Below are 25,291 nucleotides of genomic sequence, written 5' to 3' on the forward strand. Positions count from 1 at the left end.
TGCGAAGGGGAAGGTCTGGTCGGCTACCGAGGCGATGCGAAGCGGTTCGCCGAACTCGTCGTCAGGGAGTCGTCGGGCCTGGGGGCCGGACGCTGCCGCACGGGAGCGGAGGCCTCGCACACCGAACCATTCTCGCTGCTGGGCCTGACCTGGTGACGGGCGAGGTCGTTGACGCCGGTCACCGCCGTCGTGCCGATCCCCCGTCGCCGTTTCTCCCCCCACCTGCCCGCCGCCGGCATGACCTGCGGAACCGGCGGCCGCCCTGCTACCGGAACCTCGCAGGGGAAAATCGTTCGATCAAACGTCTCTGCTCGCTCTAGGGTCGGCGACGTGGCAACGAAACTCAATCAGATCATCGCAGTGGAGAAGGGCGTCAAGTCCAGGGCGCACCAGGACCTGACGGCGGCCCATCACGGCCTGCAGAAGCCCGCGCTGCTCGCCGGCATCTCCCGTACGTACCAGCCGAAGGACGAGGAGGGCGAGCAGCTGCCGCCCGAGTCGACGCTGGTGCAGGTGAAGGCCGAGGACGCGTTGCGTGACACCGCGCGGGCGCTGACCCGGCTCTTCGATGTGACGGCCACCAAGGACTGGGCGAACTGCGAGGCGCGCGCCGACGTCACGGTCGACGGACGGGTGTTGGTGGAACAGGTGCCCGTCGCCTATCTGCTCTTCCTGGAGAAGCAGCTGACGGACATCAACACCTTCGTCCGCAAGCTTCCGGTGCTGGACGCCGCCGAGTCCTGGACGCAGGACCCGTCGACCGACTCGTGGAAGACCGAGGTCGTGCGTACGGTCCGTACGAAGAAGGTGCCGCGCAACCACGTCAAGGCGGAGGCCACGGACAAGCACCCGGCGCAGGTCGAGGTCTACTACGAGGACGTGCCGGTCGGCTACTGGACCACCGTGAAGTTCTCGGGTGCGCTGCCCGCCCGGCGTGTCAACGAGCTTCTGGAGCGGGTGGAGAAGCTCCAGCAGGCGGTGAAGTTCGCCCGTGAGGAGGCGAACAGCTCCGAGGTCACCGACCAGCGGGTCGGCGACGCCGTCTTCGGCTACCTGTTCGGCTAGCCGGAGCACCACAGACTCCCCGGCCGCGGAAAGCGGTCGGGGTGCGCGAGGAGCGCAAAGCTGAAGCTGAGCCTTGTCGTGACATCCGCGGTTCCAGTGGAGGTTCGAGTCCTCCTCCCGGCACTTCCCGCCGGGATGGCCCAATCAGGCAGAGGCAGACCGCGGTCAATCTCAGACTATTGCTCCAGACTCAGCATGCGCCGCTCATCGCCGGATCGACCGGGCCCGGGCCCTGGTGCGTCGAAATGCCAGTTCGAATCTGGTCCGCCGAGCTCGATCGGCGGTGGTCCAAAGGCAGGACGCGACGCAATGACGAATGACCCGGGTCCTCAAGTGTGCCGGCGTGTGATGTGAGCGGCATCCACAGGGTCCGGGGGCAGGCTACGCCCTCGGACCCGCTCCTTTTCCCCATCCCTGTCGTGCACTGGGCGAGGGCGACGACCTGCCTTCGGCTGCCACGTTTCGAGGCCTCGTGCACGGACAGACGGTTCGTCTACGCGTGAGCGAGGGAGGGGTTCGGATGAAGGCGACCAGTGTGGGCAGAAGTGCGGTCAGAAGGAGCCCCGGGGCTGTCTGGCGCGATCTGGTCCTGGCCGTGGGACTCGTGGGGATATGCGCCGCCGGTCTGATGCTCTTCTTCAAAGCGGCCCAGACGGCGGGAAGCCGCGGCTCGGGGGTCGTCGCGGCCCTCCTCGTGGCGCTCGGTGCCCTGGGAGTGCTGTCCGTCGGGCTGTCGACCGCCAAGAGGGGCATGGCGTCCTTCCGCATGGGCGGGCGTGCGCCGGACGTCCGGCGGGACGACCTGGTCCCCGCCCCGGCCCCCGACATCGGCGGCGAGGCCCTGGACCACACGGCCGTCGACGCCGACGGCTTCGAGCACACGGTGGCCGCGCTCTGCGCGAGGGACGGCTGTACCCCCGTGGAAGTGGTGGGCGGAGCGGGAGATCTGGGTGCCGATGTCGTCGCGGTCACCGTCGACGGCCGGCGTGTCGTGCTCCAGTGCAAGCACTACGCACCGGACAACCGAGTCGGTTCCCAGGATCTGCAGCGGTTCGGAGGCACCTGCTTCAGCATCCATGAGGCGGACGTGGCCGTCATCGTGACCACAAGCTCCTTCACCGCGCCGGCCGTCGAGTACGCCGCCACGTGCGGGATCATCTGTGTGGACGGCGAGGCACTGGCCGCGTGGACGGACCAGGTCACGCCCGCCCCTTGGGACGTGCACGCCCCGGAGCCGCCGGTCCCGTCCCGCTGAGCGGCGGCCCGGCCCGAGTCGCCGGGCCGCGGACGGAGCCTGGGGCGCGGGCCGGGGCACCGTCGCGCCTCGCGGGCCTGTGGTTTCCGCCGTGGTCGGCGTCGAGGGCGGTGCCTGGCGCTGCGGGAGGGAAGGCGGACGATCGCGTCAGTCCACTGGTTCGTCGACGTCGGAGGTCTCGTGCTCCGCCTCGTCGGCGCCGCCCCTGCGCCCGCTTCCGGCAACGTCGGACTCGGGTGCCGAGGAGTCGGGCCAGTCCGCCACGGGTATCGCCAGAGGATCCTCGCCCTGCTTCGCCTGCTGGTTCTCCGGGTCGCGAGGGAGTGGCTCGTCCGCCTCTTCGGGCTCGTCCGGCTCGTAGCGCGTGTCCGTCTCATGGCGCCGGCTCGTCCTGTCGGGCTCCTGCTGGGTGTTCATACAGGCTCACCTTCCTCTTGTGGCGGCTCCTGCCTGGCGGAGCCGTCGGGCGGCGGGCAGCAACCGCCCTGGGGCCGCGCCGCTCGGACCCCGGCCCCATCCCTGGGCTGCTGACCGCAGCACCGTTCGGTACACACATACGCCCGCCGCGCCACGTCGTGCCCGTGCCCGTCTCTCGCCGAAGGGCTGCGGGGCCACTGTCACGGGGACGGGTGCCGCCGTCGGTCCGGGCGGCGGCACCCAGGCATCAGCTGGGCCAGGTTCCGGTCACGCGCCGGACCGAGGTCGCTCCGGCGCGGTCGACGGCGGCCTTGACCACGGCGAAGATCGCTCCTTGCAGCGCCGCGGCGAGCAGAATCTCTCGCCACGTACGTTCCTCGTCCATCGCGCCCGGGGCGTCGTCGGTGTGCCCGGCCCACTTCCACATCTGGTTGAAGGCGGCGCGGGCCAGGATGCCGCCGGCGAAGCCGAACGCAAGGCCTACTGGCCGGTAAGCGAGTTTGGCGGTATTCATGGGTGCCTCCGGCTCCGGCGCTCGAGCAGGAGAAAGCCGAGCGCGGCGGGTCGCACGGGCAGGTGGGTTCGGTGGGGGCGTGCTGCGGCCGCTCCTTGACCGACCTTGTCGGCGACGAGGGCCGGCGTCCGCTCGGCGGCGAGCTGCCTCGTACGAGCAGCCGTGCCACGCGGCTGCACGAGCGTCTTTCGCGGTTCCTCCGCCGACGGTGCGGATGTGTCGCCTCGGGGCTGATGACTCATCGGTGTGCCTTCTCCTCGATCTCGCCGACATCGACCGTGACGCTGGCGATGATTCGGTCGGGGGATCCGGTCCGTCCACGGATTCGTCCGGGACGCACCCGCCGTCCCGCGGCCCTGATACCCCGGGGCGAGCGCCCTCCGCTTACGCGCCTACCCCGTCACCGGCAGGCCACCCGTTCACCTCCTGGCTCGCGATCCGTCCAGGGCCCAGGGCCCACTACGCCGGGGGTCGCGGGGGCGCGTCCTCTTCTGCTGCCGCGGCGCCGTCGCTGCCCAACGACCGGGTGGACTCGCGGCGGGGGTTCGGCGAACGCCGCCGCCTCGGGCGATGGCCCTTCATGATCGGGGCAGAAGCGCTGAGGAGAAGTCCGGTCCTGGCGACAGGGCCGGGCCCGCAGCCGGTGACACGACAACGAGGAGAATGGTGTGACGGGAATGAGTGGCGCCGACGGCCGGGATGGAGACGGGGACGGGGTCCGGGACGGAGACCGGAAAGATCTGCTCAGCGGCCTGAGCGTGGACGAGACCAACCCCGAGCAGCCCGTTCTCCTCAGCGCCGAGGGCGCCCCGATCCGTACCTGGCGGGAGAACTACCCCTACGACCGCAAGTTGCGGCGGGGGGAGTACGAGCGGGCCAAGCGGATCCTGCAGATCGAGCTGCTCAAACTGCAGCGATGGGCCAGGGACACCGGCGCGCGGGTGGTCGTCGTGTGTGAGGGCCGCGACGCCGCCGGCAAGGGCGGCACCATCCAGCGGTTCACCGAGCGCCTGAACCCGCGAAGCGCCCGGATCGTCGCTCTGGACAAGCCGACGGAGCGGGAGGCCGGGCAATGGTATTTCCAGCGCTACGTCGCCCATCTCCCCGGCCTCGGCGAGATCGTCTTCTTCGATCGCTCCTGGTACAACCGGGCAGGTGTCGAGCGCGTCATGGGGTTCTGCTCCGACCACGAGTACGCGCTGTTCCTTCGCCAGTGCCCGGTGTTCGAGCGCATGCTGGTCGACGACGGCATCCATCTGGTCAAGTTCTGGTTCTCGGTGTCGCGATCCGAGCAGCGCACCAGGTTCGCCATCCGGCAGGTCGACCCGGTGCGCCAGTGGAAGCTCTCCCCCACCGATCTGGCATCGCTGGACCGGTGGGACGACTACACCACCGCCAAGGTCGACATGTTCAGGGCGACGGACACCGCGCACGCCCCCTGGACGGTCGTCAAGAGCAACGACAAGCGCCGCGCGCGTCTGGAGGCCATGCGCAGCCTCCTCTGGCGCATCGACTACGCGAGCAAGGACCCCTCGGCCGTGGGGGAACCCGACCCTCTCGTCGTCGGCGCCGCGGACACCCTCCTCGAGCCCGGCGAGGAGACCTCCACCCTCTCTCCCACGCCCCTGGCCCCGCGCCAGCAAGGCCCGGGGGCCCACCCGGAGACGGACAGCGACACGTAGGGCTCGCCTCCGCGGCCCGGAGGCAGATCACTCGGTGTCACGGGCGATTTCCAGGGCCAGTGCCTGCAAGATCTGCTCGGTGGGTTCTCCGGACTCCGTCTGGTCGTACGCGTCGGCCACCGTCTCGAAGGCGAGGATGAACCCGCGGACCAGAGCACTGACCGGGCCGGTGAGCTGGGTCAGAACCGCTGCTCCGACCTCCACCGCGTCATCGGTGTCGGGAACCAGGAAACGCGTCGGAATGACCTCACCGAGCAGGTCGGAGACGTAGTCCTGGGCGACTCCCCCGCGCAGGGCCGTGAGCGCCGCGATTGCCTTGAGCTGGATCTCACTCTCGGTCATACGATGAGCGTAGGCATTTCGCGGCGGCATCGACGCGGCCACGCCGATCGACGGACGCACATCGGCTGCCGGCCTCCTCAAGCCCGTCCGGGCGCCGACCGCCGGCTCGGGGGCCTCGCTCGCCCGGCGCGGACTTTGCCCGGCACTGACATCATCCGGCCGCGACGGGCAAAGCGGTCTGTCATGACGACGCAGACGGACGCGGCCGCGAGACGTTCCCGGCTTCTGGTGCTGGTGCCGGCGCAGGTGAGCCTGATGGTCGGGCTCGGTCTGCTGTTGACAAGGGATCCGCTGGCCGGCCTGCTCACCCCCGTGGAGGACCGGGTCAGCCGCGCGTTCGCCGCCGGCCGCGCCCCCGTGGCCGACGTCGTCTCGGGTGGGCTGTCGGTACTGGCCGGGACCGGGTCGATCGTCGCGGTGACGCTGCTCTGCGTCGCCGCACTGCTGCTCCTGCCGGGTTCACCCCGGTGGGCCGAGGCGGTGTTCCTCGGGGCGTCGGTCGCCGTACAGTCGGCGGTGTTCCTGGCGGTGTCCGTCTGCGTGCAGCGACCCCGGCCCGCCGTGCCACACCTCGACGCGGCGCCGCCGACGTCGAGCTTCCCGTCCGGCCATGTCGGGGCCTCCGTCGCGCTGTTCGGAGGGCTGGCCCTGCTGGCGCTGACACGTCTGAGGGGCCCACGGCAGTACGTCGCCGTGGTCACTCTGCTGCTCGTCCCCCCGCTGGTGGGGCTTTCGCGGCTGTACCGGGGCATGCACCACCCCACGGACGTCGTGGGCGGCCTGGTCAACGGTGCGCTGACGCTGCTGGTCGTCGGCTCGGTGTTCCTCGCCGGACGAGCGCCGGGCGGCGACGACGACCCGGTCGGCCGCCGGTCCTCCCCCGGCGCGGCCCCCTCGGGGCCCCCGGGCGGACCGGCGGCCGGCCGGGTCGTCGTCGTCCGTCATCCACACGCCTGCGACGACCGGCTCGCCGACCGTGTGCGTGCCGTCCTGGAGACCCACGGCCATCGGGATCAACGGTGGACGGGGACCACGGTCGATCGGCCGAGCGGGGAACTCGCCGAGGCCTGTTCCGCCCCGGCGCCGGGCGGTGCCGGGCCGGTCCCCGTCGACCTGGTCGTGGCCTGCGGAGGGGACGGGACCGTACGGGCCTGCGCCGACGTGGTGGCCGGGACAGGGATCGCGCTCGCCGTCGTGCCCTGCGGCACCGGGAACCTCCTCGCCCGCAATCTGGGGCTCCCTCTGGACCCGGCGACGGCGCTGGAAGAGGCCTTGGGCGGGGACTGCTTCGGCATCGACGTGGGGCGCGTGTGGGGCGACCGCCTCCGGCCCACGCGGTTCACCGTCATGGCGGGGGCGGGCTTCGACGCGGCCATGGTCCGCGACGCGTCGCCGCGGCTCAAGGCGCGGCTGGGCTGGGCCGCCTACCTCCTCGCGGCGGTCCGGCACGTCCGTGATCCCCGCACCCGGGTGTCGGTCCGGGTGGACGGCGGGCGGCGCCGCCGCCACCGGGCCCGCATGGTCGTCGTCGGCAACGTCGGCACGCTGCAGGGCGGGGTCGAGCTCCTGCCGGGGGCGCGCCCCGACAGCGGGCGGCTGGAGGTGGTGCTGTTCGACCCGGAGGGCGCGGCCGGGTGGCTCGCCGCGACCGGGCACCTGATATCCCGGGCCCTGCGCCCGCGCACCGCGGAGCCGCGGGAGAAGGCACGAACCGCGGCCGACCCGGCGGAAGCCGGCCGACGGTCCGTCGCCGGCGGCGCTCTGACGTACTACAGCGGCCGACGCGTCGACATCCGGTTCGCCGGGGCGCAGCCCCGTGAGATCGACGGGGACACCCTCACCGACGGCCGCCGGCTGACCGTGGAGACGGAGCCCGGCGCGCTGCGCGTACGGCTCCCTCGCGCTCCGGGTTCCACCGCGGTGCGGCCCGACGCCCCCGCCCCTCGCCGTACGGCGAGGGGCGACGGGGTGCCCCGCACCGCCGGGGCCCCGGACCATCCCGTCCCGCCCGAGGTCCTCGCGCCGCTCGCGCCGAGGCACACACAGTCAGGATCATGATGGGCACCGCAACTCGTGTACCGCAGAGACGTGACGTCCGGGGCGAGGAACTGTCCGGCGACGAGGCGTGGGCCGCGCTGCGCCGCTACGGAGGCTGGCGGCTGGCCCGGGACTCCTTCGTGCGGTTCCGCTACGCCGACGGCTTCAGCCACTCCCGTGCTCTGGCCCTGCAGACCGTGCTGTCCATCGTGCCGCTGGCCATCGCCGCCATCGGCCTGTCGGGCGTGCTGCACACCGAGGACATCGGCCGTGTCGCGGAGCTGACGATACGCCGGATCACCAGTGGGCCGAGTCGACAGTTGGTCGACGACGCCCTGAGCGAGAGCCGTCGCCACGCCGACGAGGGCGGTGAGGCGGCCCTCTGGCTGGGTCTGCTCTTCTCCCTGGTGAACGTGACGACGAGCCTGTGCCAGGTGGAGCGCGGCGCGAATCGCATCTACGGGAACGAGCGCGACCGGCCGTTCCTCCACAAGTACGCCAGGGGGCTGGTGATGGCCGCGCTCGCGGGGTTCCCGTTGGGGCTCAGCTTCGTCGTCACGGTCCTCGGCAGTGATCTCACGCACGCGTTCGCGGAGGTCTACCACCTCGGGGCCGGCACCGTCCGGGCCTGGGAGGTCCTGCGCTGGCCGATCGGGGTCCTGCTGGCCGTCCTGGCGACCAGCGCGATCTTCCGCCTCTCGCCGCGCCGCGCCCAACCGGGCTACACCTGGCTCGCCTTCGGTGCCGTGGTCTATCTGTTCCTGTGGATCACGGCGACCTGGGCACTGAGCCTGTACGTCGGCGCGAGCGGCTCGTTCACCACCGTCTACGGACCCCTGAGCGCGATCATCTCGCTGCTGCTGTGGTCCTACCTGACCTCGTTGGCCCTCTTCCTCGGCCTCGCGTTCGCCGCACAGCTGGAGGCCACGCGCGCGGGCGTGAACGAGCCGGTGGGGCGGGACCCCGGAGTCTGACCACATGCCCCACGAGCCGGCCGCGGCTCACCCACGCGACACGTAAGGAAATCGGCTTCCCCATGGCACAACGCACCACGAGAGTCCGAAGGCCCGCCGTCCGGGCCCTGCTCCCCCGGCACCCCGGTGCCGACGCGACCTTCGGGACGCGGCTCGTCCTGGCGGCGATCGCCACCGCCGCGGCGGCCGTCCCCTTCGCGCTCGCGGTGGTCCTGGTCGAGTCCCGGTGGCCGCCGCTGTACCGGCTCGACCGGACCACGGCGGAGCGGCTGCACCAGACCGCCCTCGAACACCCGGGCTGGGTGGACTTCCTGGAGTTCCTCACCAGTTACGTATGGGACCCGGTCGTGATGCGCCTGTTGGTCGCCGTCGTGGTGGTGTGGCTGCTGACGCGCCGCGCGTGGCGGCTGGCCGCCTGGGCCTCCGTCACGGCGGTGGCCGGCGGTCTGATCGGAACGCTGACGAAGCACGTCGTCGAACGTGCCCGCCCGCACCTGCCGGATCCCGTGTCCCACGCTCCCGGATTCTCCTTCCCCTCCGGTCACGCGATGACCGCGACCACCTCCTGCGCCGTCCTCCTGCTCGTCCTGCTTCCTCTGGTGCCCCGGGCGTGGCGCGGGTTGCCCTGGGCGCTCGCCGTCACGGCGGTCCTGGGAGTCGGGTACACCAGGGTCGCGCTGGGGGTGCACTGGGTGAGCGACGTCGTCGGGGGTTGGCTGCTCGGCATCACCATCGTCACGGCGACGACCCTGGTCTTCGAAGCCTGGCGGCTCGACACCGGGCGCCGACGCACGACGCCCGCACAGGGCCTGGAACCCGAGATCTCCTCGACCGCGCCGGAACCGCCCCTGGCCTTGCGCCACGCTCCGGATGCCCCGGACGAGCCGAGCGATCCGCCCGGCACGCATCGCTCCGGGTGACAGGAGGGGCCCACGCTCACAGGAGCCGTTCGGCCCGGGGACGGTCGGCACACGGCACCTCCGCACGCCGTCGCCGCCGTCCACGAGACCGAAGCGGCTCCTCCGGTGTGCCGGATCAGCGGCGGATGCCCGCGTACGCCGACGGGGAGATGCCGCCCTCCGCGCCCTCGGCGCCGCCGACCGTCCAGACCCGGCCCGCCGCGTCGGTGGCGGCGCCGTAGAGGAACCCGGCTCCGCGCGGGTTCTCCGTGCGCTTGAGCAAGCCGTCGCGTCCGAGCGTCAGGACGTAGTTCCCCGCCGGGTTGACCTCGGGGTTCATGGTCTCCCCCACGATCACCGGGCGGCCGGAGCCGTCGAAGGCGATGTCGAACAGCTGGCCCGTCTCGGCGGGCGTGCGGACGGTGGACCAGGCCCGGCCGTCGAAACGGACGACGACGGGACGGCGCCACAGGTTCTCGTCCCGCATGTGACCGACGGCCCAGATCTCGTTCGCCGACCGCCGCTCGATGCCGTCGAACATGGCGCCGTCGAGCCCGCTCGGCAGCTCCTGCTTCGTCCACGCCGTGCCGTCGAACCGCGAGACGCCGTCGCCTATGGCGAGGACGACCCCGCCGGGTACCACCTCCAGCTGGGAGACCCAGGCGAGCCCCGTGTCGGCCGGCAGCCGGGTCCAACCGCCGCTGCCGTCCGCCCTCCCGCGGAACAGGGCCGGCCGGTACTCGCCGGTCTCATCGGTGTATCCGCCGTGCACCCAGACCGCACCGCGCGCGTCCACGTCGACGGCCGACAGCGACGTGCCGTCCGCCCCCTTCGGGAAGGGCAGATCGACCGCGCTCCAGGCCTTGCCGTTCCAGTGCTGGAGCAGCGCGCGCCCCTGGTCCCAGTCGTCCTCGCCGACGGCTTCGTTGCGGGTGCCGACGGCCCACACCTGGTCGGGCGCGCCGACCGCGAGGTCCTCCAGGCGGCCGTGCTCGGCGGGCTGCGGGGGCGCCTGCCAGCGGGTTCCGGTCCAGCGCAGCGCGACCGGCGCGAAGGGCCGGGTGGTCGCGTCGTTGCGCTTGCCGACGGCCCAGGTCGCGCCGCCCGCGGTCTCGACGTCGAACAGCACGCTGCCGCTGCTTCCCGGCGGGCTGACGTTCCGCCAGTTCTGTGTCTCCGCGGCGGCGGGGGCCGCGGCCACGGCGACGAGTGAGGCGAGGCCGACGGCGGCAGCGGTGGCCGCGCGGGGCAGGGAAAGGTTCATGGCGGGATTCCTCGCTGGGAGTCGGGTGTCGTACGTGTCTCACCTCATTGACGCGCTGACCGGCGGGAGATGTTTCATGAGTCTTCGAAACGGCTTGGGTCCGGGCAGCGAGCACGATCACCTCAAGTTTGTTGTACAGCAATTGTCTTGATGAAGTGTCATGAAAAGTGACGGCCTGGCGGCGGCTGCGGGCGGCCTGCCCGCCGGGGGTGGGTACGGGCAGGCCAGGCGGGGTGCCCTCCGCCCCGGGCCACGGTGCTCGGGGCTCGTCCTGCCGACCAGGAGCACCCGTGTCGCACCACGACCACGACGACCACCCATACCCAGGACATCCACGCCGGCGCACCCGGGCCTTTCAAAGCCCTCGCCCGAGACCACCATGATCGCCACTGCTCGGCGCGTCCACGGCCCGGACGCCGCCCCGCTCCGTCCCGTTCCCCTGATCGACGTGGTCCGCGACATCGCCGTCGCCACGGAGACGGAGCAGGACCGCGAGCTCATCGGCCTGTGGTACTCGTTCGGCTGCGAAACCCTCCTCGGCGGCCCCGCGGGCTTCCCGTACGACGTCGACGACCTCATCGCGATGACCGCCGTACAAGATCTGCGCGCCGTCGTCCGCCGTACCGAGGCTCTGTCCCTCCCGGATCCTCCCCCTACGCGAACCCCGTGGAATCCGCCGACACTCAGGACCTCGAGTCGTGGTGGTGGCAGCTGTAGGCCGTGCAAGGAGTAGCCGCGCCCACCCGTGGGTGCGCGGGTTGCTCGGAGCACCCCTCGTCCCTGTACTGACCATGCGACTACGCTGATGGAGCCATCACACGTAGACGAAGGACGCACATGGCTCGCCCCTACCACCCCGGACCGAAACAGTTCGTCTTCGCAGCCGGTGACGGCAACGACCAAGCGGTCTCCGTGGGCGGCCCTCAGGAAGCCTACGTAGCGTTCTCCGCGTTCTTCCGTGGTCGAGCGTCCGACACCTACACCATCCATGATGAAGCGTCGGGGCAGAGTCTGGTACTGATGCCCGGGCAAGGGGTGATCTCCCGGATCAAGGATGCGGAGCATCCCTGTTCGGAACATCTCCAGGTCGACAGGGGCAATCGCTACCTTCCGAGCGCGATGCTGTTCTTCGAGAACGGATATGCCGGCCTGGACCGTTTCGGCCAGTGGTTCTCCGACCTCGCCGACCTCGACGCGTCACCGGAGACGCGCGGTGCCGCACGCGCTGCCACGTTCACGACGGAAGCAGGAGCGGTCGAAGAAGTCGCCCGGATCTGGGTGGATTCGGGCTACGTGGACCCCAGCGACCAGTACTACGTCTTCTTCGACTCGCATGGTGCCGACGATGACCGAGCCGAGCGGGCCGAACTGCTCAAGCTGATCGAGTTCCTCGGTGTCGAACGAGTCGACGCACCGGCCGAGGCCGCCGGGGGCGAAGTCTGGGTGCGCACGGATCCACGCCTCGACGTCGAATTCGCACGGTGGTCGTGAACGAGACGGTGCGGGGCGGGGCGGGGATGCAACATCGCCACGATGTCGGCCGGTGCCGTTCCGAGGAAGACTGAGCCCATGAGAGACATCGTTTTCACGCGCCAGAGCGGCTGGATCCCGAACGTGATCCGCGAGGACGGCGAGCTGAAGCTGACTCTCGGTGCCGGGGCCGACGCGAACCACGAGCCGCGCACGTTCACGTTCACGATCACCGAAGCCCATCTTGCGGTGATCCGGATGGACCTGGCCAGACACCTGCTGCTGTGGAGCGCGGTCCTTCCGCTGTGCGACGCCGCCGGAACCCGGGGCCGGCTCGACGAGAACGCCGCCGTCGCACTCCTGGACCCGATCCTCCTCGCCGCGCCCGCTGACGTCGACGCGCTCTTCGAGCGCATCCGTTGGGACATGAGCCGGCTCATCGCCCACGGGGCCGACATCGGTCTGCTGGAGCGCGGTCAGGTATGCGCGGCGATGCGCGCGGCGACGGAGACGTCGAACGGGAAACGAGCTCAGGAGTACCACGCGGACCGCCGTCGCACCGAGCGCGGGACGGTACTCGGTCCCCTCGACGCCGCGATGCTGAGGTACACGGGCCGGTATCTGCACGGCGCGACGGTTCCCAGACGGATGCCCGATGCCGTCGACCCCGCACTGCTCCCCGAGGTCATGCGGGTGATCGCCACCGCGGAGCAGGCGTGCGCCGGGATGCGGATCGGCCGCGATCCGCACCGGGGAAAGCGAGCCACGGACAAGCGGGACTGGAATCGGATGCAGGCGACGGCCGAAGCGGCTGTCCGCCGTGCCCACCCCGAGCTCGTCGACGACGCGGTGCGTACGGTGAGCTTTCTGATGTGCTCGGAAGCCGCGGACCGTTCCAGGGACACGCCCATGGAGGACGACGAGGAGGCTGCCGGCCACGGCGCCGACCTCGGTGGGAGTGCGAGGAAGACGGCCCTGACGTTCACCGACGACAAGGGCGTCGAGAAGAAGTGGCTACAGGACGGTCCCCGCACTGCCGCCGCGGAGTTCTGGGAGTTCGTCGGCGATCGCTCTGCCGCGGACAACGAGGTGTTCACCATCGAGGACGAGGAGATGGGCGAAGGAATCCAGCTCCACTTCTACGCGGACTCCCTCGCCCGGGTCACGACGCTGCGCGAGGGTGATGGCAATGGGGAACCGGAGTACCGGGTCGAATACAGCCTGGTCGACGGGATCGGCGGGTACCGGAGCCTGGTGAGCGCCTTCGTCCGCGGCGGCTGCGCCGCGCTCGAACCGCACGGTCCCTGGATGACGGATGTCGCCGAGTTCGAGCGCGCGCGTCGGCGGCGCAACGCCCGGTAGTCCCAGCCGGAAGCACCGGAGGCCACCCGTAGGGTCAGCTCGTGCCCTCTCCCTCAGAGAGAGCCCGGCGGTCCGTACACGCCGGCCAGCTCGACCGCCAGACGTGCGAGCCGCTCCCTTGCCTCCGGCGGGTCCAGCACCTCGATGCGGTCCCCCAGCCCGGCCAGCTGTGTCGCGACGACCTCGGGCGTCGGCCCGTCGACCCGTATCTCCGTCCACCCGTCGGGGAGCGTCGGACCGACGTGCAGGCGCCCGTCGAACAGCCTCTCAAGGATCTCCATGGCACCCGGCTCGGCACGGGCCCGAACCGTCGCCGCGTACAGCCGCTCCTCCAAGCGCGCGGCGAACGAGCGCCAGACCGTGGGAAGGTCGAAGCCTTGTGGCCTTACGACGGGGTCGCCGGTCGCCTCGACCGAGGCGACCCGGCTGAGCCGGAAGGTCCGCAGACCCTGCTCCGTCTCGGCGACGAGGTAGTCGCGACCCGCCTTGGCCACGAGGCCGAGCGGATGGACGGTTCGGACGCCGACGGGCTTGCCGGGGCCGGCGTACCCGAGCCGGACCTGGATCCCGTCCACCACGGCCCGACGGAGGGCGTCGAGGTGCGGTCCGGTGGCCGTGACGTCGGCGCGCGACCAGTCCTTGCCGTCGGCGAGGCCGGCCCGCGACGCGGCTTCGGCGCCCGAGCGCAGAGGTGCGGGCAGCGCACGTACCAACTTGCGCAGTGCCGTACGGAGTTCGGGCGTGGTGGACGAAGGGCCCGCGAGCAGGAACAGTGCCCGGATCTCCTCGGCGGTCAGTCCGGTGAGGTCCGTACGGGCGCCGCCGACCAGCGACCAGCCGCCGCCGCGGCCACGCTGTGAGTAGACGGGGATGCCCGCGGTGGACAGGGCCTCCAGGTCGCGGCGTGCGGTCCGCGGCGACACTTCGAGCTCGGCGGCGACCTCGGCCACGGTCACACGGGTGCGCGTTTGGAGGAACAACAGGGTTGCCACCAGGCGATCGGCTCTCATGCCGAACATTCTCTTCGGGAAAGAGGCCAGGAGGTGACCTGTTCAGCTTCCAGGATGAGGTCATGACTCACACCGAGAACACCCCGCGGTCCACTGTCACGCCTGATGTCACCCCTGACGTCGCCGGCGACCCCCGTCAGCATCTACTGAAGGCGATCGAGCTGGCCGGAAGTACCGTCGCCGCGGTCCGCCCCGAGCAGTTCGACGGGCCTACGCCCTGCACCGAATTCACTGTCCGGCGGCTGGCCGGGCACCTCGTCGCCGTCCTGCGCCGGATCGCCCTCGCCGGACGCGGCGGCGACGTGACGAGTCTCCCCACGGTCGCCGACGACCTCGCGGACACCGAATGGCAGGGCGCGTGGGACGCCGCAGTGCGTGAGGTCGAGGCGGCGTGGGCGGATCCCGCGATCCTGGGCCGGACGCTGACCCTGCCGTTCGGTAGCCTTCCGGGCGCTGCCGCCGCAGCCGTCTGGACCTCGGAATTCACCGTGCACACCTGGGACGTGGCCACCGCGACCGGTCAACTCCCGGACTGGGACCCCGAGCTCGTGGCGATCTCGTACGCCGCCATGAGGCGCGGGCTGCCCGTCGGACCGCGTGACGGCGCGCCGTTCGGGGCCGCGGTGGACGTCGACGCGGACGCGCCGGCCATCGACCGCCTCGTGGCATGGTGCGGCCGCAAGCCGTAGTCGGCACCCGAACGTGGCGGGCGGCGGCGTTGTCGTCCCATCCTTCGCCACGGGGCATGTGGCCGATCACATGCGCGGACGAGCCCCGCCTGCCCGTGCCGACAGCGGCAGAGGCCCCGGCGTCCGCGGCGCGAGAGCAGATCGCCGACGACCGGCCGAGGCGAGCGACCGACGCCGCAGGGGTGGTGCCGGTCAGGGATTGCCTGTGGAGTGCCGCGGCCTGGTCGTTTCGTGGCGTGTGCGCCGGGTTCGTGGTGTCGGCACGCCGGGGGTCCTCAGGAGGTCGCGCCAGTCGGCCGGCCAGTTGGCCAGTGCGAGGACGCCCATGATGAACAGGTGCGTCGGGGCGGCCCAGCTCTCGATGGCCGGGTCGTCGTTGACGATGTGGGTGGTGACGGCGCCGGTGAGGACGAACATCAGCGTGGTGGCGCCGAGGAAGCGTGTTCGCCGGTCTGGAATCACGAGCAGGAAGGCAGCGACGCCCTCCAGGGCGCCGACCGCGAAACGCATCCAGGGCGGGTAGCCCCAGTCGGCGAACTTCGTGGAGTAGGCCGAGCTGAACACGGTGTCGCCCGGCCAGAACTTGGTGACGGCGCCCAGGGTGAATTCCAAGGCCAGGAACCAGTACAGACCCGTCATCAGTCGCTTCGACATGTCGTCCTTTCGAGGGAGGTGGGCAGGGTCGGGCCTGCCTCCCCGCGGTCTGCGGTGCCGCGGGGGCTCTGCGGTGCCGCGTGCGATCTGCCGTGCCGCGGCGGGGGCTGCGCTTCCGGAGCGGGGTCAGCCCTGCAGGGTGGTGAGGGCCTTCTCGATGCGCTGCCGCCGCGTCTCGGGCCGCTTCGCGCTCTCGATGGCGCGCACATGCTCACGCTTACGGCTGTAAGGAAGGCTGTCGTATGCGGCGCGGGCGACGGGGTTGTCGTCCAGGGCCCGTGCGAAGTCCGCGGGCTCCACGACGACGCGGGGCTCGGTGTCGAGCTCCAGCTCGACCTCGACCTCTTCGCCGATTGCGACATCTGCGGCCTGCCGGTTGGCATTGCTGAGGCCGAGGAGGTGACGACCTCGCAAGAGGGCGACCCGGCTCTTCCAGGAATGCCCGTTGAGCGTGATCGTCACGGGCGGCCGCGCTCCCCCGCCGAGCGCTGCCACCACCTCGGGCGGAACCTCCAGACCCCGCATGGGCTCGGGCGGCTCGACGAGGGTGCGAAACTTCATGATCCTTCTCCTGTCCTTCTCGCGTCGGCGCGTTCGGCCGATCAGTCGGTTGGTCGGTCGGTGTGCCAGGGCCGGGGGTCAGGACGTGTGGGCGGCGAGGGAGACAGCAGGCTCCCAGGCAAAACCGTCCAGATCGGTGAAGGCGCCGGCCGTGCCGCCCAGGACAACGCAGTGCGATCCGGTGCCGTCAACGGCGACGCCGAGGTCCTTGGCCAGGGCACGACGCTTGTACAGCGCCAGCTTGATCGGACTGGAGTGGCCGGCGGTGAACTCGGCGTACTTGCCACCGAAGCTCTTCCCTACGCTCAGGCCCCGGCCGACGTAGAACTCCTTGGTGGCCTTCACGTTCTCGACGCCGATCAGCAGCACGACCTCGTCGATCTCACGGGTGGCGGGGCCGGTGTCCTTCTTCGCCGAGGTCGCGATCTTCCAGATCGTCCCGTCCGGGGCCTGCACGACAGCGCCGTAGCCCCACAGCGACTTCGCTGCGGGCTTCAGCACCGTGGCCCCGGCCGCAGCGGCGGCACCGACGAAACCGTCCACGGTGGCCGGACCGGACACCGTCAGCGCAAGGGTGAAGCCGCGGAACCCGGTGGTGGGTTCGTCGGACGCCCGCAGGCGAATGTAGGTGTCCACGCCGAAGGCGCAGTAGAAACGGCGAGCGGCCTCAAGGTCGGCCACCTCAAGGGTGACGGACGTGAGGGACGTGTGGGCTGCGGTGGAAGCGGTGGTTGCCATGACCATCACGCTAGGGGCCGGGCGGCAGCCGGGGCTTCTCGATTCCTGACCGGTCGGCCGCCGTGCACCTGGCCCTGGTCACGGTGCATGCCGACGCCCACAGCAGCACGCCCCGCGAAGGGCGTCAACGCGAGGGATTCGGCTGCGGGGCACCCCACCGCGCCGGCCCCTCCCCCGCTTCCCAGGCGTGGCGGGAGGCGAGGCCCACCGCCGGTCAGCTGAGGGGTGGCAGAGGAGGGAGCCTGGCTGCGAGGAACTTCGGAGCCATACCGCGGTAGCTGTCCGTGATCAGTTCGGCAAGCTCGGTCCAGTCGGTGTGGTCACCGAGAACGGCAACGACGACGTTGTGGCCCCAGTGGGCACGGAAGAACGGGAAACCCGTGGCGGTCAGGCCGAGCAGGTCGTCGGCGGGTACCCGGAAAGTCATCACGACCGGTTCATGACCTGCGGTTGCATACGACGCGTAGACCGGGGAGCGATCCACGTCCGGCGTGTAGACATGGGCGAACGTCCGCGTACGGATCCGCCAGCGCACGCCGATCCAGGCCGGTTCCTCGTACGACTCGGGAAGCTGCCGGCAGATCGACCGCAACCTGTTCAAGATCTCCGGCGGCACGTCTCCAGGACTGGACATGGGCCGACCCTACCGACCATCGCGAATCGCACGCCAGACGCGGCCGGGCAGGGAAACCCGCGACACAACGCGAAGGCCCCAGCGCCTGGCGGGACGCCGCTCTTTGGCCCCGCTGAGCCCCGCCCAGCCCCTCGCGAAACCAGCGCTTGGTGATCATCAGTCGCGGCGCCTACGGAAACCGCCGGTGGGACCGATCCCCACGGAGGGGCTCGATGTCCGCGAACGGTGGCAGAAGGAACTGCCGGAATCCAGGCCGCGTGCTCGGCCGACAAGGCCTGGCCGCCCGATGACATCGGAAGGCCGCCCGGTTCCCGTGGCCGCTCCCGCCGAAATCTCCGCAGGAATGCCGACACGCCAAGGGCTGTACAAACGCTGTTGACCCGTCAATCATCTTGTCATGTACCTGCGGCTTGCCAGGTGAGCCGCAGCCTCATGGAGGTGTGGGATGCACCAAAGACTTGCCGTCGGCCTGTCCGCCTCGGCCCTTGCCCTGCTCACCACCGTCGCCACAGCCACTGTGGCCACCGCCGCGCCCGCCGACAAACCTCAGGTGCTTTCGAGCTGGACGCAGACCAGCGCGTCGAGCTACAGCCTCTGGGCCGCCGCCCGAGCCAATCAGGGCGCATGGTCCGCCTACGCCTTCGACTGGTCGACCGACTACTGCTCCACCTCGCCGGACAACCCCTTCGGGTTCCCCTTCTCGATGTCGTGCGCCCGACACGACTTCGGCTACCGCAACTACAAGGCCGCCGGCACCTTCAGCGCCAACAAGTCCCGCCTGGACAGCGCCCTGTACGAGGACCTCAAGCGCGTGTGCCTCAACTACAGCGGGGCCACGAAGACGGCGTGCAACAGCACGGCATGGACCTACTACCAGGCGGTCAAAGCCTTCGGCTGATCGACCGCGCCGCGCCGCCACGCCCCGCACCCACCGTCCCGCCACATCGCGCTCCCGGCCCGTGTCGACCGCCGGCCCGCGGTGCTCCTCGGACCAGAGGGCGTGGGGCTCAGCGACTTCGAGCGCCGCCGGGCCGATGTCTCGCCGAACCGGGATAGTGGCGCTGGCCTTCCACCGTCACGGCGGGCGTCATTCGGGCGACCCCGAGGAGATGCCGGCCCGTTGCCTGCCACTGCTCACCGACCCCGACCGGACGCCGGGCATCGGCCATGCGGCGCTCGACATGCTGCGGACCGACCCGCGGACCGACCCCGCGTACCCGACTCGTCCATCCGAAACGCCACTCGCGCCCCACTTCGCGCCGGATGCGTTCGACCCGACTCCCCCGATTCGGAGGCGCTTCCATGTGATCGTATAAGGATCATGAACACTAGGATCCTGTACCTGTTCAGCAGCGCGGCCACACCGGTCTTTGACGTCGCCCGGATCATCGAGGAGGCACAGGCCGACGGCTGGGACGTGTGCCTCGGCCTCACGCCGACGGCAGCGCGCTGGCTCAGCGAATCCTTGGACGGCCTGGCCGTGCTCACCGGCCACCCCGTCAGGTGGGATTACCGCATGCCGGGTCAGCCGGACATCTGGCCCAAGCCCGACGCCATCGTGGTCGCGCCGGCAACCTTCAGCACAGTGAACGCCTGTGCCCTCGGGATCACGGACAAATGGCTGGTCGGCGTTGTCGCCGAAGGCATCGGGAAGAAGATCCCGATCGCCGTGATGCCGTGCGTGAACCGGGCGTACACGGCACATCCTCAGTGGGACCGGTCGCTCGAGACGCTCAGGAGCGCCGGTGTCCGGGTCGTCTACGGCGAGGGTGGGTTCGTGCCGCACGAACCGGGGCAGGGCGACCCGGCGACGTACCCCTGGCAGGCTGCTCTGGAGGCGGTCGCCGACATCCTGGACCGGGCCTAGTCACGCACACGACCAACCACGGCCGGCGGTACCGCCGGCCCGGGGGTCACGCCTCCGGCAGGAAGTCGAGACCGACCAGCCGCCTCGCCATGAGCACTCCTGGCTGTCAGAGCCATCTCCGAGGTTCCTGCGCGGGGCGGCACGGGGACGTGGCCGATCGCCGCAGAGCTCAAGGGGCGTTCTCACGCAGTTCCACGCCCCGCACAGGTGGCACGATCACCGGGCGATGTTCGAACCGCGAAGGAGCAACTGACCGGTCCACCGAGAGCGCCGGCCCCCGCTCGGGGAAACAAGGGACCGGCGGCAACCGGTGGGACGCCCTCTTGCGCGCCACCCTCACGACGTTACGATCCCGGCCTCGCCGACGCAGCTTCTGATGGGGCACCAGTGGCGATCCGGTTGCCGCAGGGGCCCCCGGCACCGACCGAGTGCGGCGCCATCGGTACCCGCGCAACGAGCAGTTGGTGGGGCGGAGGATCCTCCCTGATCGGCGGCCTTCGTGGCGGCTTCCCCTTCGACCCGCGCGCTGTCGGTGGCTTGTTTCGCCAAGATGACCTTCAAGAACCCGGCGAGGTCCTTGTTGTGGGCGCCTTGAGGGCGACGGCAACCAGGTCGGACTCCTCACCGCCCCAGGCCCAAGCTCCTGTTCACGGGCCGAGGTGGCCAACCCTGACGGCCGCGCCGTTCCAGCGGACCGACGCGGCCACTGCGGCCCCCGCGGCCATCGCGACGACGGCACCGTCCGGCCGGTCCGGTGTGGGTCGAGTCAGGGAAGACGTACGGGACTGGGAAGGCTCCCGGGCGCCGTTCCAAGGGCTTCCGGCGCGTTCCCGGGCATCGCCCCAAGGCCTTCCGGCGCGTCCTCGGCCTCCGCCCCGTGGCCCTCCGGCGCGCCGAACCACGCCACCGCGACCGCGCCCACGACAGCGAGGACGAAGCCGAGGACGGCAAGCCAGGCGAAACCCGGGCGTGAGGCATCACCCAGCCACCACACCCCGATCATGCCGGGGAGCACCGTCTCGCCCACCACCAACGCCGCCGTCGCCCCGTTCACCGATCCGATCTGGAGCGCGACGGTGTGCAGATACATGCCGCCGATACCGGCGACGAGAATCGCGTACAGTGCCGGGTCCGCAAGGAGCGTGCCGACGTCGAAGGGGTCGGCGCCGTTCAGGATCCGCACCCCGACGCCCAGTGCGCCGAAGCCGAGCCCGGAGAGCAGGCCGGCCAGGATGGCCGCCCGCCCGCCCAGGAGACGTACGAGAGCTGTTCCGCCCGCCATCAGGAGCAGGGCGATCGCCAGCAGCCACCAGTGCGTGGCGACCTGGGTGTGCCCACTGCCCTCCGGGCCCGCGGCGCTCGCCAGGAGTACCAGCGCGGAGCAGACCACACCGATCGACGTCCACTCCGCGCGGGTGAGCCGGATCCCGAGCAGACGGACGCTCAGGACCGCCGTGACGACCAGATTCGCGCTGATCACGGTCTGGGACAGGAACAGCGGCAGCAGCCGGGCCGCAAGCGCCCCGAGACCGAAACCGATGAAGTCCAGGATCGTGCCGACGACGAACTCCCAGGTCGTCGCCGCCTTCGCCGTGGAGGACAGACTCGGCCCCCCGCGCTCAGTAAGCAGACCCGCGGCCGCCTCACGCCGGGCGGACTTGCGCGACCCGACGGCCTGCAGGACGGATCCCGTGCCGTAACAGATCGAAGCGGCGATGGCGGTCAGCAGTCCTATGAGCACCGAGTGGCTCCGTTCCGGAAGGGTTGGTACGGACTGCCAGACGTGGGATCGGGCGTCGAAGTTGCCTCCCACAGCCACCCGGTGATCATCTGCCCGACCAGCCCCTTCCGGGGCACCGTGGGCTCCTCCGAAGCCTCCGGCCTCAGCGGCCGGCTGAGGATCGACGTCCGGGGTCGATCCTCGCGAGATGGTGGAGACGGTGATGACGTCGACCGACTCCCCCGGTACCGCTCGTCGTCGCGTCGACAGGTCCCATGGGCCGACTGTCAGTGGCCCTTCTTATGCTGACGCAATGGAGATCACCAAGCGGACACTTGCCGAGGCATGGCGGCGGACGGCCGCCGGACACACCCTGCTCCGCGAGGTCGGGCTGCCGCCCGTGGCCCTCTCGGACGACGAGCTGGAGGCGTGTGCCGAGCGCGCCGAGGAGGTGGAGGACGGCGGCCTGTGTCTGCTGCTGGACGAGGACGGCACGGTGCGTGGCCATCACGGCGCCTACCGGGAGGTCTTCGCCACCCGAGACATGGAGCAGGTGCTCTACCTGATCGCCGAGGCCGCGATGCGTCGGCAATTCGGCGGGCCCGAGGAGACGGCAGTCGCACTGGACCGGATCGATCCGGCCTGGGGCAGACGGTTCCGCAGTGGCGGCCTGGGCGTCACAGGTGACGACACAGGGCCGGTCGAGGTGTGCGGACGCGACCCGCTGGAGGGGCTCGCCTGGATAGCCAAGTCCTGGCGTGACCAGGCCCCGTACACGACGCTCGCCTTCTTCCGCGCAGCGCCCGGGGAACCCGTAGACGCAGAGCGACTTGCCCTGCTGTACGGGGCCGACCCCGCTCAGGTCGCGGCCGGTACGCGTCTGGCGGACCTCCAGGCCGTGGACGGTGGCCGGGCCCACTGGGACCGCCAGTGGGAGAGCTGCTGCTTCGGGGAGGCGGGCGGGTGGACGTTCCTGCTGCACCACGACACGCCGCCGGGGGCCTACGCCGACAAGGAGGCGTACGCCGCGCTCGGGATCAAGGAGAGCGTCTGGCTGACCGCCACCTCCGCGAAGGCCATCTACTCCTTCGACTACATGCGGGACGGCCGCCGCGTCGACGACGACTGGGGCATGCTGGAGCTGATCTGGTACGAGCGCGGCCGCGCCCCCTATCTGCGGGGCGGCGAACTGGACTTCCTCAACCAGGGACTGCGGCGTGCCGAGCTGGACCACCCCGAACTGACCAACACGTTCGAGCTGTACTTCCACGCCTTGGAAGAATCCCTCGGTCTGCGTCTGCCGCGCCGCGACTTCGCAGAGGGAAATGTGCGGGCCGCGTACTGGGCCGAGAACGGGTGAGACACGGAGGTCCGCTCCTGTCCCCTGTCCCCTGTCCCCTGTCTCCTGTCTCCTGTCTCCTGTCCCTGTCCCGTTCCCCTGTCGCTGCCTCCTGCCTACCCCTCGACGCTGATCGCCCGGACCGGACAGGCGCGGGCGGCCTCGCGTACGAGCGGGCCTCCGCTGCCCCCGTCCTGGCCCGGAACCACCATCCCGAACCCGTCGTCGTCCTGGGTGAAGACGTCCGGGGAGGTCATGGCGCACTGCCCGGCGCCGATACAGAGCTCCCCGTCGATGGAGATGCGCATCCGTGCGGTCCTTTCACCATGTGACGGGGAGCTCGAGCATCCCCTGGATCGTGTCGCCAGGTTTGAACGGGATCTCATCGGCGGGGACGGCCAGCCGCAGCCCCGGCAGCCGGCGGAGCAGCGTCCCGAGCGCGATCTCCAACTCCGCGCGCGCCAGGTTCTGCCCCAGGCACTGATGGATGCCGAAGCCGAAGGCCAGGTGGTGCCGAGCCGGGCGCGACCAGTCCAGGGTGTCGGGATCGGCGTAGGCGGCGGCGTCCCGGTTGATGACGGAGGTCGAGAAGACCACGCCCTCACCCGCGCGGATGACCGTGCCGTCGATCTCCACGTCCTCGCGCGCGACCCGCAGAAGCCCGTCCGCGATCGACAGGAACCGCAGCAGCTCCTCGACGGCAACCGGTACGAGAGCGGGATCGGCCGCGAGTTCGGACAGTCGCTCGGGGTGGCGCAGCAGTGTGTACGTACCGAGGGAGATCATGTTCGCGGTGGTCTCGTGCCCCGCGATCAACAGGATCGTGGCGAGCTGTACCAGCTCCTCGCTGTCGGGGCCGCCGTTCTCCAGCTGCCGTGCCACCAGGTCGTCGAGCACGCCCTCGCCGGGCTTGCGCCGCTTGCGTTCGATCAGTTCGCCCAGATAGCCCTCGAGCTGGGCGAGCGCGTCCTCGGTGTCCTCGCCCGTCGGTCCGCGGAGCAGCCGAGCGGACTGTTCCTCGAAGAAGTCGTGGTCCGCGTACGGGACTCCGAGCAGGTCGCAGATCACGATCGAAGGCACCGGCAGCGCGAACGCGCTCACCAGCTCCGCCGGAGGGCCCGCGGCCTCCATCGCGTCGAGGAGCCGGTCCACGGTCTCCTGAATGCGCGGGCGCAGCCGCTCGGCACGCTTGAGGGTGAAACTCGGGATCAGCATCCGGCGCTGGACGTTGTGCTCAGGGTCGTCCCAGCCGAGCAGCGCGGCGCGTCGGCGTCGACGCACGGACGAGGCCCGCTCGGTCGTGAGCGGGAAGTCGGGCCGGGTGGAGTCGGTGGACAGACGCGGGTCCGAGAGCAGCGCCCGGCCGGCTGAATGTCCGCTGACGAGCCATACGGAGCGCCCGTCCCACAGGGTCACCCGCGACAGCGGGCGCTCCTCGCGCAACGGGTCATAGGCGGTGGGCGGGTGGTAGGGGCAGGTCCGGCTCTGGGGGAACGCCACGGCTTCCGTCATGGGGGCCTCGCAAGGGGCGAATCGGCGGCTCGGAGATTGATGCCGTATCCACTACATGCCTCAGGCACCTATCTGGTCTACGCAGAGTTCGGCCATTCCACCGGAACGGGGTCGTCCATTCGCAGCAGCCCGGGAGGACGTGGTCAGCTCAGTACGCGCCCTGCGTGAGCTCGACAGCTCTCGCCACCCTCCCCGTGCGCACGCGGAAGCCGTGCGCCGTTCGTCGGCGGATCGGGTCAGCGGGCCCGATCCGGGCAGCGGCCTGGAACGGCAGGTGCCGTCTGCAAGGTCAGGAGCGCTGCGGCGGTGGGCCGGAATCGGCGGGGGGCATCGTGGCCAGGACGAAGGCGTGACCACCGGGGTCGGTGTAGCGGCGCACGTCGGTGCGCCGGTCGGTCCGGGTCCCGTCGCGCTCGGCGGCGATGGGACGAGCGCCGAGCGACACCGCCTCACGCTCCGCCTCATCGAGGGCGTCAGGGGCCACGAGGATCTGCAGATGAGCCTGCTGGGAGTCCTCGGGACGCGGCCAACTCGGCGGCGCCTGCCCGAGGTCACGACGGATCCCGAGTACCACTCCGGCGTGACCGGAGACGAGGAGCAGGTCATGGTCGTCCCTCGCTGGTTGCACGGTGGCACCGAGCAGGGTCGCGTAAAAGCGCGCGAGGGGTTCCGGATCGGTGGAGTCGAGGACGAGGACACTGGTTTTGAGGACAGCCATGCATCCCGTCTGCCCCCGCGGGCCCGTAGCCATGCCGGTGCACGTCCCGATCCGCGTAGTCGCCCGTTCTGCGCACCACCGTCGGCAGCTTCGGTCCCTGCCGACGCCGGATTGACGCGGGAGTGGCGTCGACGCCCCCACTGATGCGGTGGGTGAACCACTCCCCCGCGGACGGGGCGGTGCCAGGCGGCCAATTCGGCGGCCCGGGTCGGCCTCTCAGCGGGCGTCGGCACCGGGGCCAGGTGCCCCTTCATGGACTTCATCGCACAAGGACAACGCGGTGCTCAATGCCAGACGGTGTCCCAGTCCTGGGCCGGGTCACCACTGTTGTTCACGTCCATGTTCGACATGATGCCCACGAGGACGAGGACAACCACGATCACCACGAGCACGGCCACCCAGACGTGGTCCTCGGGCCCTGGACGGTACGGGTCCGGAAGGCGATCCTGGCGATCACCGTCGCCCTCAGCGCCCTGGCCCGCGTCGTCGTCTTCCGCGTCGAGCATCGTACGCCCCCTCGAGTCAGACCCATGGCACCGCGCCGCGCAGGCGGCGTCAAGCCTCCGGA

The 25,291-nt window shown here is 70.8% G+C and carries 27 protein-coding genes and 1 pseudogene; 14 read left to right on the forward strand and 14 right to left on the reverse strand.

Annotated features, from left to right (window positions below; all coding sequences use genetic code 11):
* Positions 1 to 330: 330 nt before the first annotated feature.
* Together ACIP8Z_RS00215 and ACIP8Z_RS00220 are read left to right on the forward strand one after the other, a co-directional pair.
* A complete protein-coding gene (locus ACIP8Z_RS00215) occupies positions 331 to 1,065 on the forward strand; it encodes a hypothetical protein (RefSeq protein WP_402076764.1) in 735 nt (244 codons plus the stop codon).
* A gap of 520 nt (positions 1,066 to 1,585) precedes the next feature.
* Positions 1,586 to 2,320, forward strand: a complete 735-nt coding sequence (locus ACIP8Z_RS00220; RefSeq protein ID WP_402076766.1) for a restriction endonuclease — start codon at positions 1,586 to 1,588, stop codon at positions 2,318 to 2,320.
* Positions 2,321 to 2,467: 147 nt separating this feature from the next.
* Here the strand turns inward: ACIP8Z_RS00220 and ACIP8Z_RS00225 are convergent, their stop codons facing one another.
* A complete protein-coding gene (locus ACIP8Z_RS00225; RefSeq protein ID WP_402076768.1) occupies positions 2,468 to 2,737 on the reverse strand; it encodes a hypothetical protein in 270 nt (89 codons plus the stop codon).
* Positions 2,738 to 2,984: 247 nt separating this feature from the next.
* Complete coding sequence (locus ACIP8Z_RS00230) at positions 2,985 to 3,251, reverse strand: DUF4235 domain-containing protein (protein WP_402076771.1); 267 nt, start codon at positions 3,249 to 3,251, stop codon at positions 2,985 to 2,987.
* Between the two features lie 677 nt (positions 3,252 to 3,928).
* Here ACIP8Z_RS00230 and ppk2 point away from each other — a divergent pair.
* Positions 3,929 to 4,933, forward strand: coding sequence for a polyphosphate kinase 2 (gene ppk2, locus ACIP8Z_RS00235; RefSeq protein ID WP_402078831.1), 1,005 nt, complete (start codon positions 3,929 to 3,931; stop codon positions 4,931 to 4,933).
* A gap of 27 nt (positions 4,934 to 4,960) precedes the next feature.
* Here ppk2 and ACIP8Z_RS00240 read toward each other — a convergent pair whose 3' ends face one another.
* Positions 4,961 to 5,275 (reverse strand): hypothetical protein, encoded by a 315-nt coding sequence (locus ACIP8Z_RS00240; RefSeq protein WP_319312968.1) that lies wholly within the window; start codon positions 5,273 to 5,275, stop codon positions 4,961 to 4,963.
* Positions 5,276 to 5,458: 183 nt separating this feature from the next.
* Between ACIP8Z_RS00240 and ACIP8Z_RS00245 the strand changes: the two genes are divergently transcribed.
* From ACIP8Z_RS00245 to ACIP8Z_RS00255, 3 genes are all read left to right on the forward strand, one after another.
* Entirely contained in the window at positions 5,459 to 7,333 is a 1,875-nt protein-coding gene (locus tag ACIP8Z_RS00245) for a diacylglycerol kinase family protein (RefSeq protein WP_402076773.1), read from the forward strand.
* Positions 7,333 to 8,286, forward strand: coding sequence for a YihY/virulence factor BrkB family protein (locus ACIP8Z_RS00250; RefSeq protein ID WP_402078834.1), 954 nt, complete (start codon positions 7,333 to 7,335; stop codon positions 8,284 to 8,286). The genes ACIP8Z_RS00245 and ACIP8Z_RS00250 overlap by 1 nt, the downstream gene beginning before the upstream one ends.
* Positions 8,287 to 8,348: 62 nt before the next feature.
* Positions 8,349 to 9,206, forward strand: coding sequence for a phosphatase PAP2 family protein (locus tag ACIP8Z_RS00255; RefSeq protein WP_402076776.1), 858 nt, complete (start codon positions 8,349 to 8,351; stop codon positions 9,204 to 9,206).
* A 115-nt stretch (positions 9,207 to 9,321) separates the two neighbouring features.
* Here the strand turns inward: ACIP8Z_RS00255 and ACIP8Z_RS00260 are convergent, their stop codons facing one another.
* On the reverse strand, positions 9,322 to 10,449 hold the full coding sequence (locus ACIP8Z_RS00260; protein ID WP_402076779.1) for a hypothetical protein: 1,128 nt from the start codon (positions 10,447 to 10,449) through the stop codon (positions 9,322 to 9,324).
* A gap of 379 nt (positions 10,450 to 10,828) precedes the next feature.
* Between ACIP8Z_RS00260 and ACIP8Z_RS00265 the strand changes: the two genes are divergently transcribed.
* From ACIP8Z_RS00265 to ACIP8Z_RS00275, 3 genes are all read left to right on the forward strand, one after another.
* On the forward strand, positions 10,829 to 11,182 hold the full coding sequence (locus ACIP8Z_RS00265; RefSeq protein ID WP_402076781.1) for a hypothetical protein: 354 nt from the start codon (positions 10,829 to 10,831) through the stop codon (positions 11,180 to 11,182).
* Between the two features lie 104 nt (positions 11,183 to 11,286).
* The gene (locus ACIP8Z_RS00270) at positions 11,287 to 11,940 is read left to right on the forward strand and encodes a hypothetical protein (protein ID WP_402076783.1); all 654 of its coding nucleotides are present in this window, start codon (positions 11,287 to 11,289) and stop codon (positions 11,938 to 11,940) included.
* 78 nt (positions 11,941 to 12,018) lie between these two features.
* Positions 12,019 to 13,281, forward strand: a complete 1,263-nt coding sequence (locus ACIP8Z_RS00275) for a DUF6357 family protein (RefSeq protein ID WP_402076785.1) — start codon at positions 12,019 to 12,021, stop codon at positions 13,279 to 13,281.
* 53 nt (positions 13,282 to 13,334) lie between these two features.
* Here the strand turns inward: ACIP8Z_RS00275 and ACIP8Z_RS00280 are convergent, their stop codons facing one another.
* Positions 13,335 to 14,291, reverse strand: coding sequence for a helix-turn-helix transcriptional regulator (locus ACIP8Z_RS00280; protein ID WP_402076788.1), 957 nt, complete (start codon positions 14,289 to 14,291; stop codon positions 13,335 to 13,337).
* 62 nt (positions 14,292 to 14,353) lie between these two features.
* Between ACIP8Z_RS00280 and ACIP8Z_RS00285 the strand changes: the two genes are divergently transcribed.
* Positions 14,354 to 14,980, forward strand: coding sequence for a TIGR03086 family metal-binding protein (locus tag ACIP8Z_RS00285; RefSeq protein WP_402076791.1), 627 nt, complete (start codon positions 14,354 to 14,356; stop codon positions 14,978 to 14,980).
* A 192-nt stretch (positions 14,981 to 15,172) separates the two neighbouring features.
* Here the strand turns inward: ACIP8Z_RS00285 and ACIP8Z_RS00290 are convergent, their stop codons facing one another.
* The 4 genes from ACIP8Z_RS00290 to ACIP8Z_RS00305 all read right to left on the reverse strand — a co-directional run bounded on the left by ACIP8Z_RS00290 (position 15,173) and on the right by ACIP8Z_RS00305 (position 17,549).
* Positions 15,173 to 15,634 carry a DoxX family protein gene (locus ACIP8Z_RS00290; protein ID WP_402076794.1) on the reverse strand — a complete coding sequence of 154 codons (462 nt, stop codon included), beginning with the start codon at positions 15,632 to 15,634 and terminating at the stop codon, positions 15,173 to 15,175.
* 126 nt (positions 15,635 to 15,760) lie between these two features.
* Positions 15,761 to 16,195, reverse strand: a complete 435-nt coding sequence (locus ACIP8Z_RS00295) for a YdeI/OmpD-associated family protein (protein WP_402076796.1) — start codon at positions 16,193 to 16,195, stop codon at positions 15,761 to 15,763.
* Between the two features lie 78 nt (positions 16,196 to 16,273).
* Positions 16,274 to 16,939, reverse strand: a complete 666-nt coding sequence (locus tag ACIP8Z_RS00300; RefSeq protein ID WP_402076799.1) for a glyoxalase — start codon at positions 16,937 to 16,939, stop codon at positions 16,274 to 16,276.
* A 208-nt stretch (positions 16,940 to 17,147) separates the two neighbouring features.
* Positions 17,148 to 17,549, reverse strand: coding sequence for an MmcQ/YjbR family DNA-binding protein (locus ACIP8Z_RS00305; RefSeq protein WP_402076802.1), 402 nt, complete (start codon positions 17,547 to 17,549; stop codon positions 17,148 to 17,150).
* A 463-nt stretch (positions 17,550 to 18,012) separates the two neighbouring features.
* Here ACIP8Z_RS00305 and ACIP8Z_RS00310 point away from each other — a divergent pair, with 463 nt between their 5' ends.
* The 3 genes and pseudogenes from ACIP8Z_RS00310 (at position 18,013) to ACIP8Z_RS00320 (ending at position 19,434) form a co-directional block, all read left to right on the forward strand.
* A complete protein-coding gene (locus tag ACIP8Z_RS00310) occupies positions 18,013 to 18,465 on the forward strand; it encodes a phospholipase (RefSeq protein WP_402076805.1) in 453 nt (150 codons plus the stop codon).
* 45 nt (positions 18,466 to 18,510) lie between these two features.
* Positions 18,511 to 18,778, forward strand: a pseudogene (locus ACIP8Z_RS00315) (dienelactone hydrolase family protein); the annotation flags it as partial.
* A 110-nt stretch (positions 18,779 to 18,888) separates the two neighbouring features.
* Entirely contained in the window at positions 18,889 to 19,434 is a 546-nt protein-coding gene (locus tag ACIP8Z_RS00320) for a flavoprotein (RefSeq protein ID WP_402076808.1), read from the forward strand.
* Between the two features lie 766 nt (positions 19,435 to 20,200).
* On the opposite strand, the gene ACIP8Z_RS00325 is transcribed toward ACIP8Z_RS00320, so the two are convergent.
* Positions 20,201 to 21,175, reverse strand: coding sequence for a hypothetical protein (locus ACIP8Z_RS00325; RefSeq protein WP_402076811.1), 975 nt, complete (start codon positions 21,173 to 21,175; stop codon positions 20,201 to 20,203).
* A 292-nt stretch (positions 21,176 to 21,467) separates the two neighbouring features.
* Between ACIP8Z_RS00325 and ACIP8Z_RS00330 the strand changes: the two genes are divergently transcribed.
* Positions 21,468 to 22,514, forward strand: coding sequence for a hypothetical protein (locus ACIP8Z_RS00330; protein WP_402076814.1), 1,047 nt, complete (start codon positions 21,468 to 21,470; stop codon positions 22,512 to 22,514).
* A 95-nt stretch (positions 22,515 to 22,609) separates the two neighbouring features.
* Here the strand turns inward: ACIP8Z_RS00330 and ACIP8Z_RS00335 are convergent, their stop codons facing one another.
* The 4 genes from ACIP8Z_RS00335 to ACIP8Z_RS00350 form a co-directional block, all read right to left on the reverse strand.
* A complete protein-coding gene (locus ACIP8Z_RS00335) occupies positions 22,610 to 22,801 on the reverse strand; it encodes a ferredoxin (RefSeq protein ID WP_402076816.1) in 192 nt (63 codons plus the stop codon).
* A gap of 13 nt (positions 22,802 to 22,814) precedes the next feature.
* Positions 22,815 to 24,005: a cytochrome P450 gene (locus tag ACIP8Z_RS00340; protein ID WP_402076819.1), complete on the reverse strand. Its 1,191-nt coding sequence runs from the start codon at positions 24,003 to 24,005 to the stop codon at positions 22,815 to 22,817.
* Positions 24,006 to 24,294: 289 nt separating this feature from the next.
* Positions 24,295 to 24,723, reverse strand: a complete 429-nt coding sequence (locus ACIP8Z_RS00345; protein WP_402076822.1) for a VOC family protein — start codon at positions 24,721 to 24,723, stop codon at positions 24,295 to 24,297.
* A 284-nt stretch (positions 24,724 to 25,007) separates the two neighbouring features.
* Entirely contained in the window at positions 25,008 to 25,229 is a 222-nt protein-coding gene (locus ACIP8Z_RS00350; RefSeq protein ID WP_402076824.1) for a hypothetical protein, read from the reverse strand.
* Between the last annotated feature and the right edge of the window lie 62 nt (positions 25,230 to 25,291).

This window comes from Streptomyces sp. NPDC088553, assembly GCF_044752965.1.
Lineage (GTDB): Bacteria > Actinomycetota > Actinomycetes > Streptomycetales > Streptomycetaceae > Streptomyces.

Bases quoted from the DNA above. Each gene is read 5' to 3' on its own strand.
- ACIP8Z_RS00220 (WP_402076766.1), top strand. From the start codon at position 1,586: ATGAAGGCGACCAGTGTGGGCAGAAGTGCGGTCAGAAGGAGCCCCGGG.
- ACIP8Z_RS00330 (WP_402076814.1), top strand. From the start codon at position 21,468: ATGGAGATCACCAAGCGGACACTTGCCGAGGCATGGCGGCGGACGGCC.
- ACIP8Z_RS00295 (WP_402076796.1), bottom strand. From the start codon at position 16,195: ATGAAGTTTCGCACCCTCGTCGAGCCGCCCGAGCCCATGCGGGGTCTG.
- ACIP8Z_RS00230 (WP_402076771.1), bottom strand. From the start codon at position 3,251: ATGAATACCGCCAAACTCGCTTACCGGCCAGTAGGCCTTGCGTTCGGC.
- ACIP8Z_RS00265 (WP_402076781.1), top strand. From the start codon at position 10,829: ATGATCGCCACTGCTCGGCGCGTCCACGGCCCGGACGCCGCCCCGCTC.
- ppk2 (WP_402078831.1), top strand. From the start codon at position 3,929: ATGAGTGGCGCCGACGGCCGGGATGGAGACGGGGACGGGGTCCGGGAC.
- ACIP8Z_RS00335 (WP_402076816.1), bottom strand. From the start codon at position 22,801: ATGCGCATCTCCATCGACGGGGAGCTCTGTATCGGCGCCGGGCAGTGC.
- ACIP8Z_RS00260 (WP_402076779.1), bottom strand. From the start codon at position 10,449: ATGAACCTTTCCCTGCCCCGCGCGGCCACCGCTGCCGCCGTCGGCCTC.
- ACIP8Z_RS00340 (WP_402076819.1), bottom strand. From the start codon at position 24,005: ATGACGGAAGCCGTGGCGTTCCCCCAGAGCCGGACCTGCCCCTACCAC.
- ACIP8Z_RS00255 (WP_402076776.1), top strand. From the start codon at position 8,349: ATGGCACAACGCACCACGAGAGTCCGAAGGCCCGCCGTCCGGGCCCTG.
- ACIP8Z_RS00280 (WP_402076788.1), bottom strand. From the start codon at position 14,291: ATGAGAGCCGATCGCCTGGTGGCAACCCTGTTGTTCCTCCAAACGCGC.
- ACIP8Z_RS00300 (WP_402076799.1), bottom strand. From the start codon at position 16,939: ATGGTCATGGCAACCACCGCTTCCACCGCAGCCCACACGTCCCTCACG.
- ACIP8Z_RS00245 (WP_402076773.1), top strand. From the start codon at position 5,459: ATGACGACGCAGACGGACGCGGCCGCGAGACGTTCCCGGCTTCTGGTG.
- ACIP8Z_RS00345 (WP_402076822.1), bottom strand. From the start codon at position 24,723: ATGGCTGTCCTCAAAACCAGTGTCCTCGTCCTCGACTCCACCGATCCG.
- ACIP8Z_RS00310 (WP_402076805.1), top strand. From the start codon at position 18,013: ATGCACCAAAGACTTGCCGTCGGCCTGTCCGCCTCGGCCCTTGCCCTG.
- ACIP8Z_RS00290 (WP_402076794.1), bottom strand. From the start codon at position 15,634: ATGTCGAAGCGACTGATGACGGGTCTGTACTGGTTCCTGGCCTTGGAA.
- ACIP8Z_RS00350 (WP_402076824.1), bottom strand. From the start codon at position 25,229: ATGCTCGACGCGGAAGACGACGACGCGGGCCAGGGCGCTGAGGGCGAC.
- ACIP8Z_RS00275 (WP_402076785.1), top strand. From the start codon at position 12,019: ATGAGAGACATCGTTTTCACGCGCCAGAGCGGCTGGATCCCGAACGTG.
- ACIP8Z_RS00225 (WP_402076768.1), bottom strand. From the start codon at position 2,737: ATGAACACCCAGCAGGAGCCCGACAGGACGAGCCGGCGCCATGAGACG.
- ACIP8Z_RS00240 (WP_319312968.1), bottom strand. From the start codon at position 5,275: ATGACCGAGAGTGAGATCCAGCTCAAGGCAATCGCGGCGCTCACGGCC.
- ACIP8Z_RS00320 (WP_402076808.1), top strand. From the start codon at position 18,889: ATGAACACTAGGATCCTGTACCTGTTCAGCAGCGCGGCCACACCGGTC.
- ACIP8Z_RS00285 (WP_402076791.1), top strand. From the start codon at position 14,354: ATGACTCACACCGAGAACACCCCGCGGTCCACTGTCACGCCTGATGTC.
- ACIP8Z_RS00270 (WP_402076783.1), top strand. From the start codon at position 11,287: ATGGCTCGCCCCTACCACCCCGGACCGAAACAGTTCGTCTTCGCAGCC.
- ACIP8Z_RS00250 (WP_402078834.1), top strand. From the start codon at position 7,333: ATGGGCACCGCAACTCGTGTACCGCAGAGACGTGACGTCCGGGGCGAG.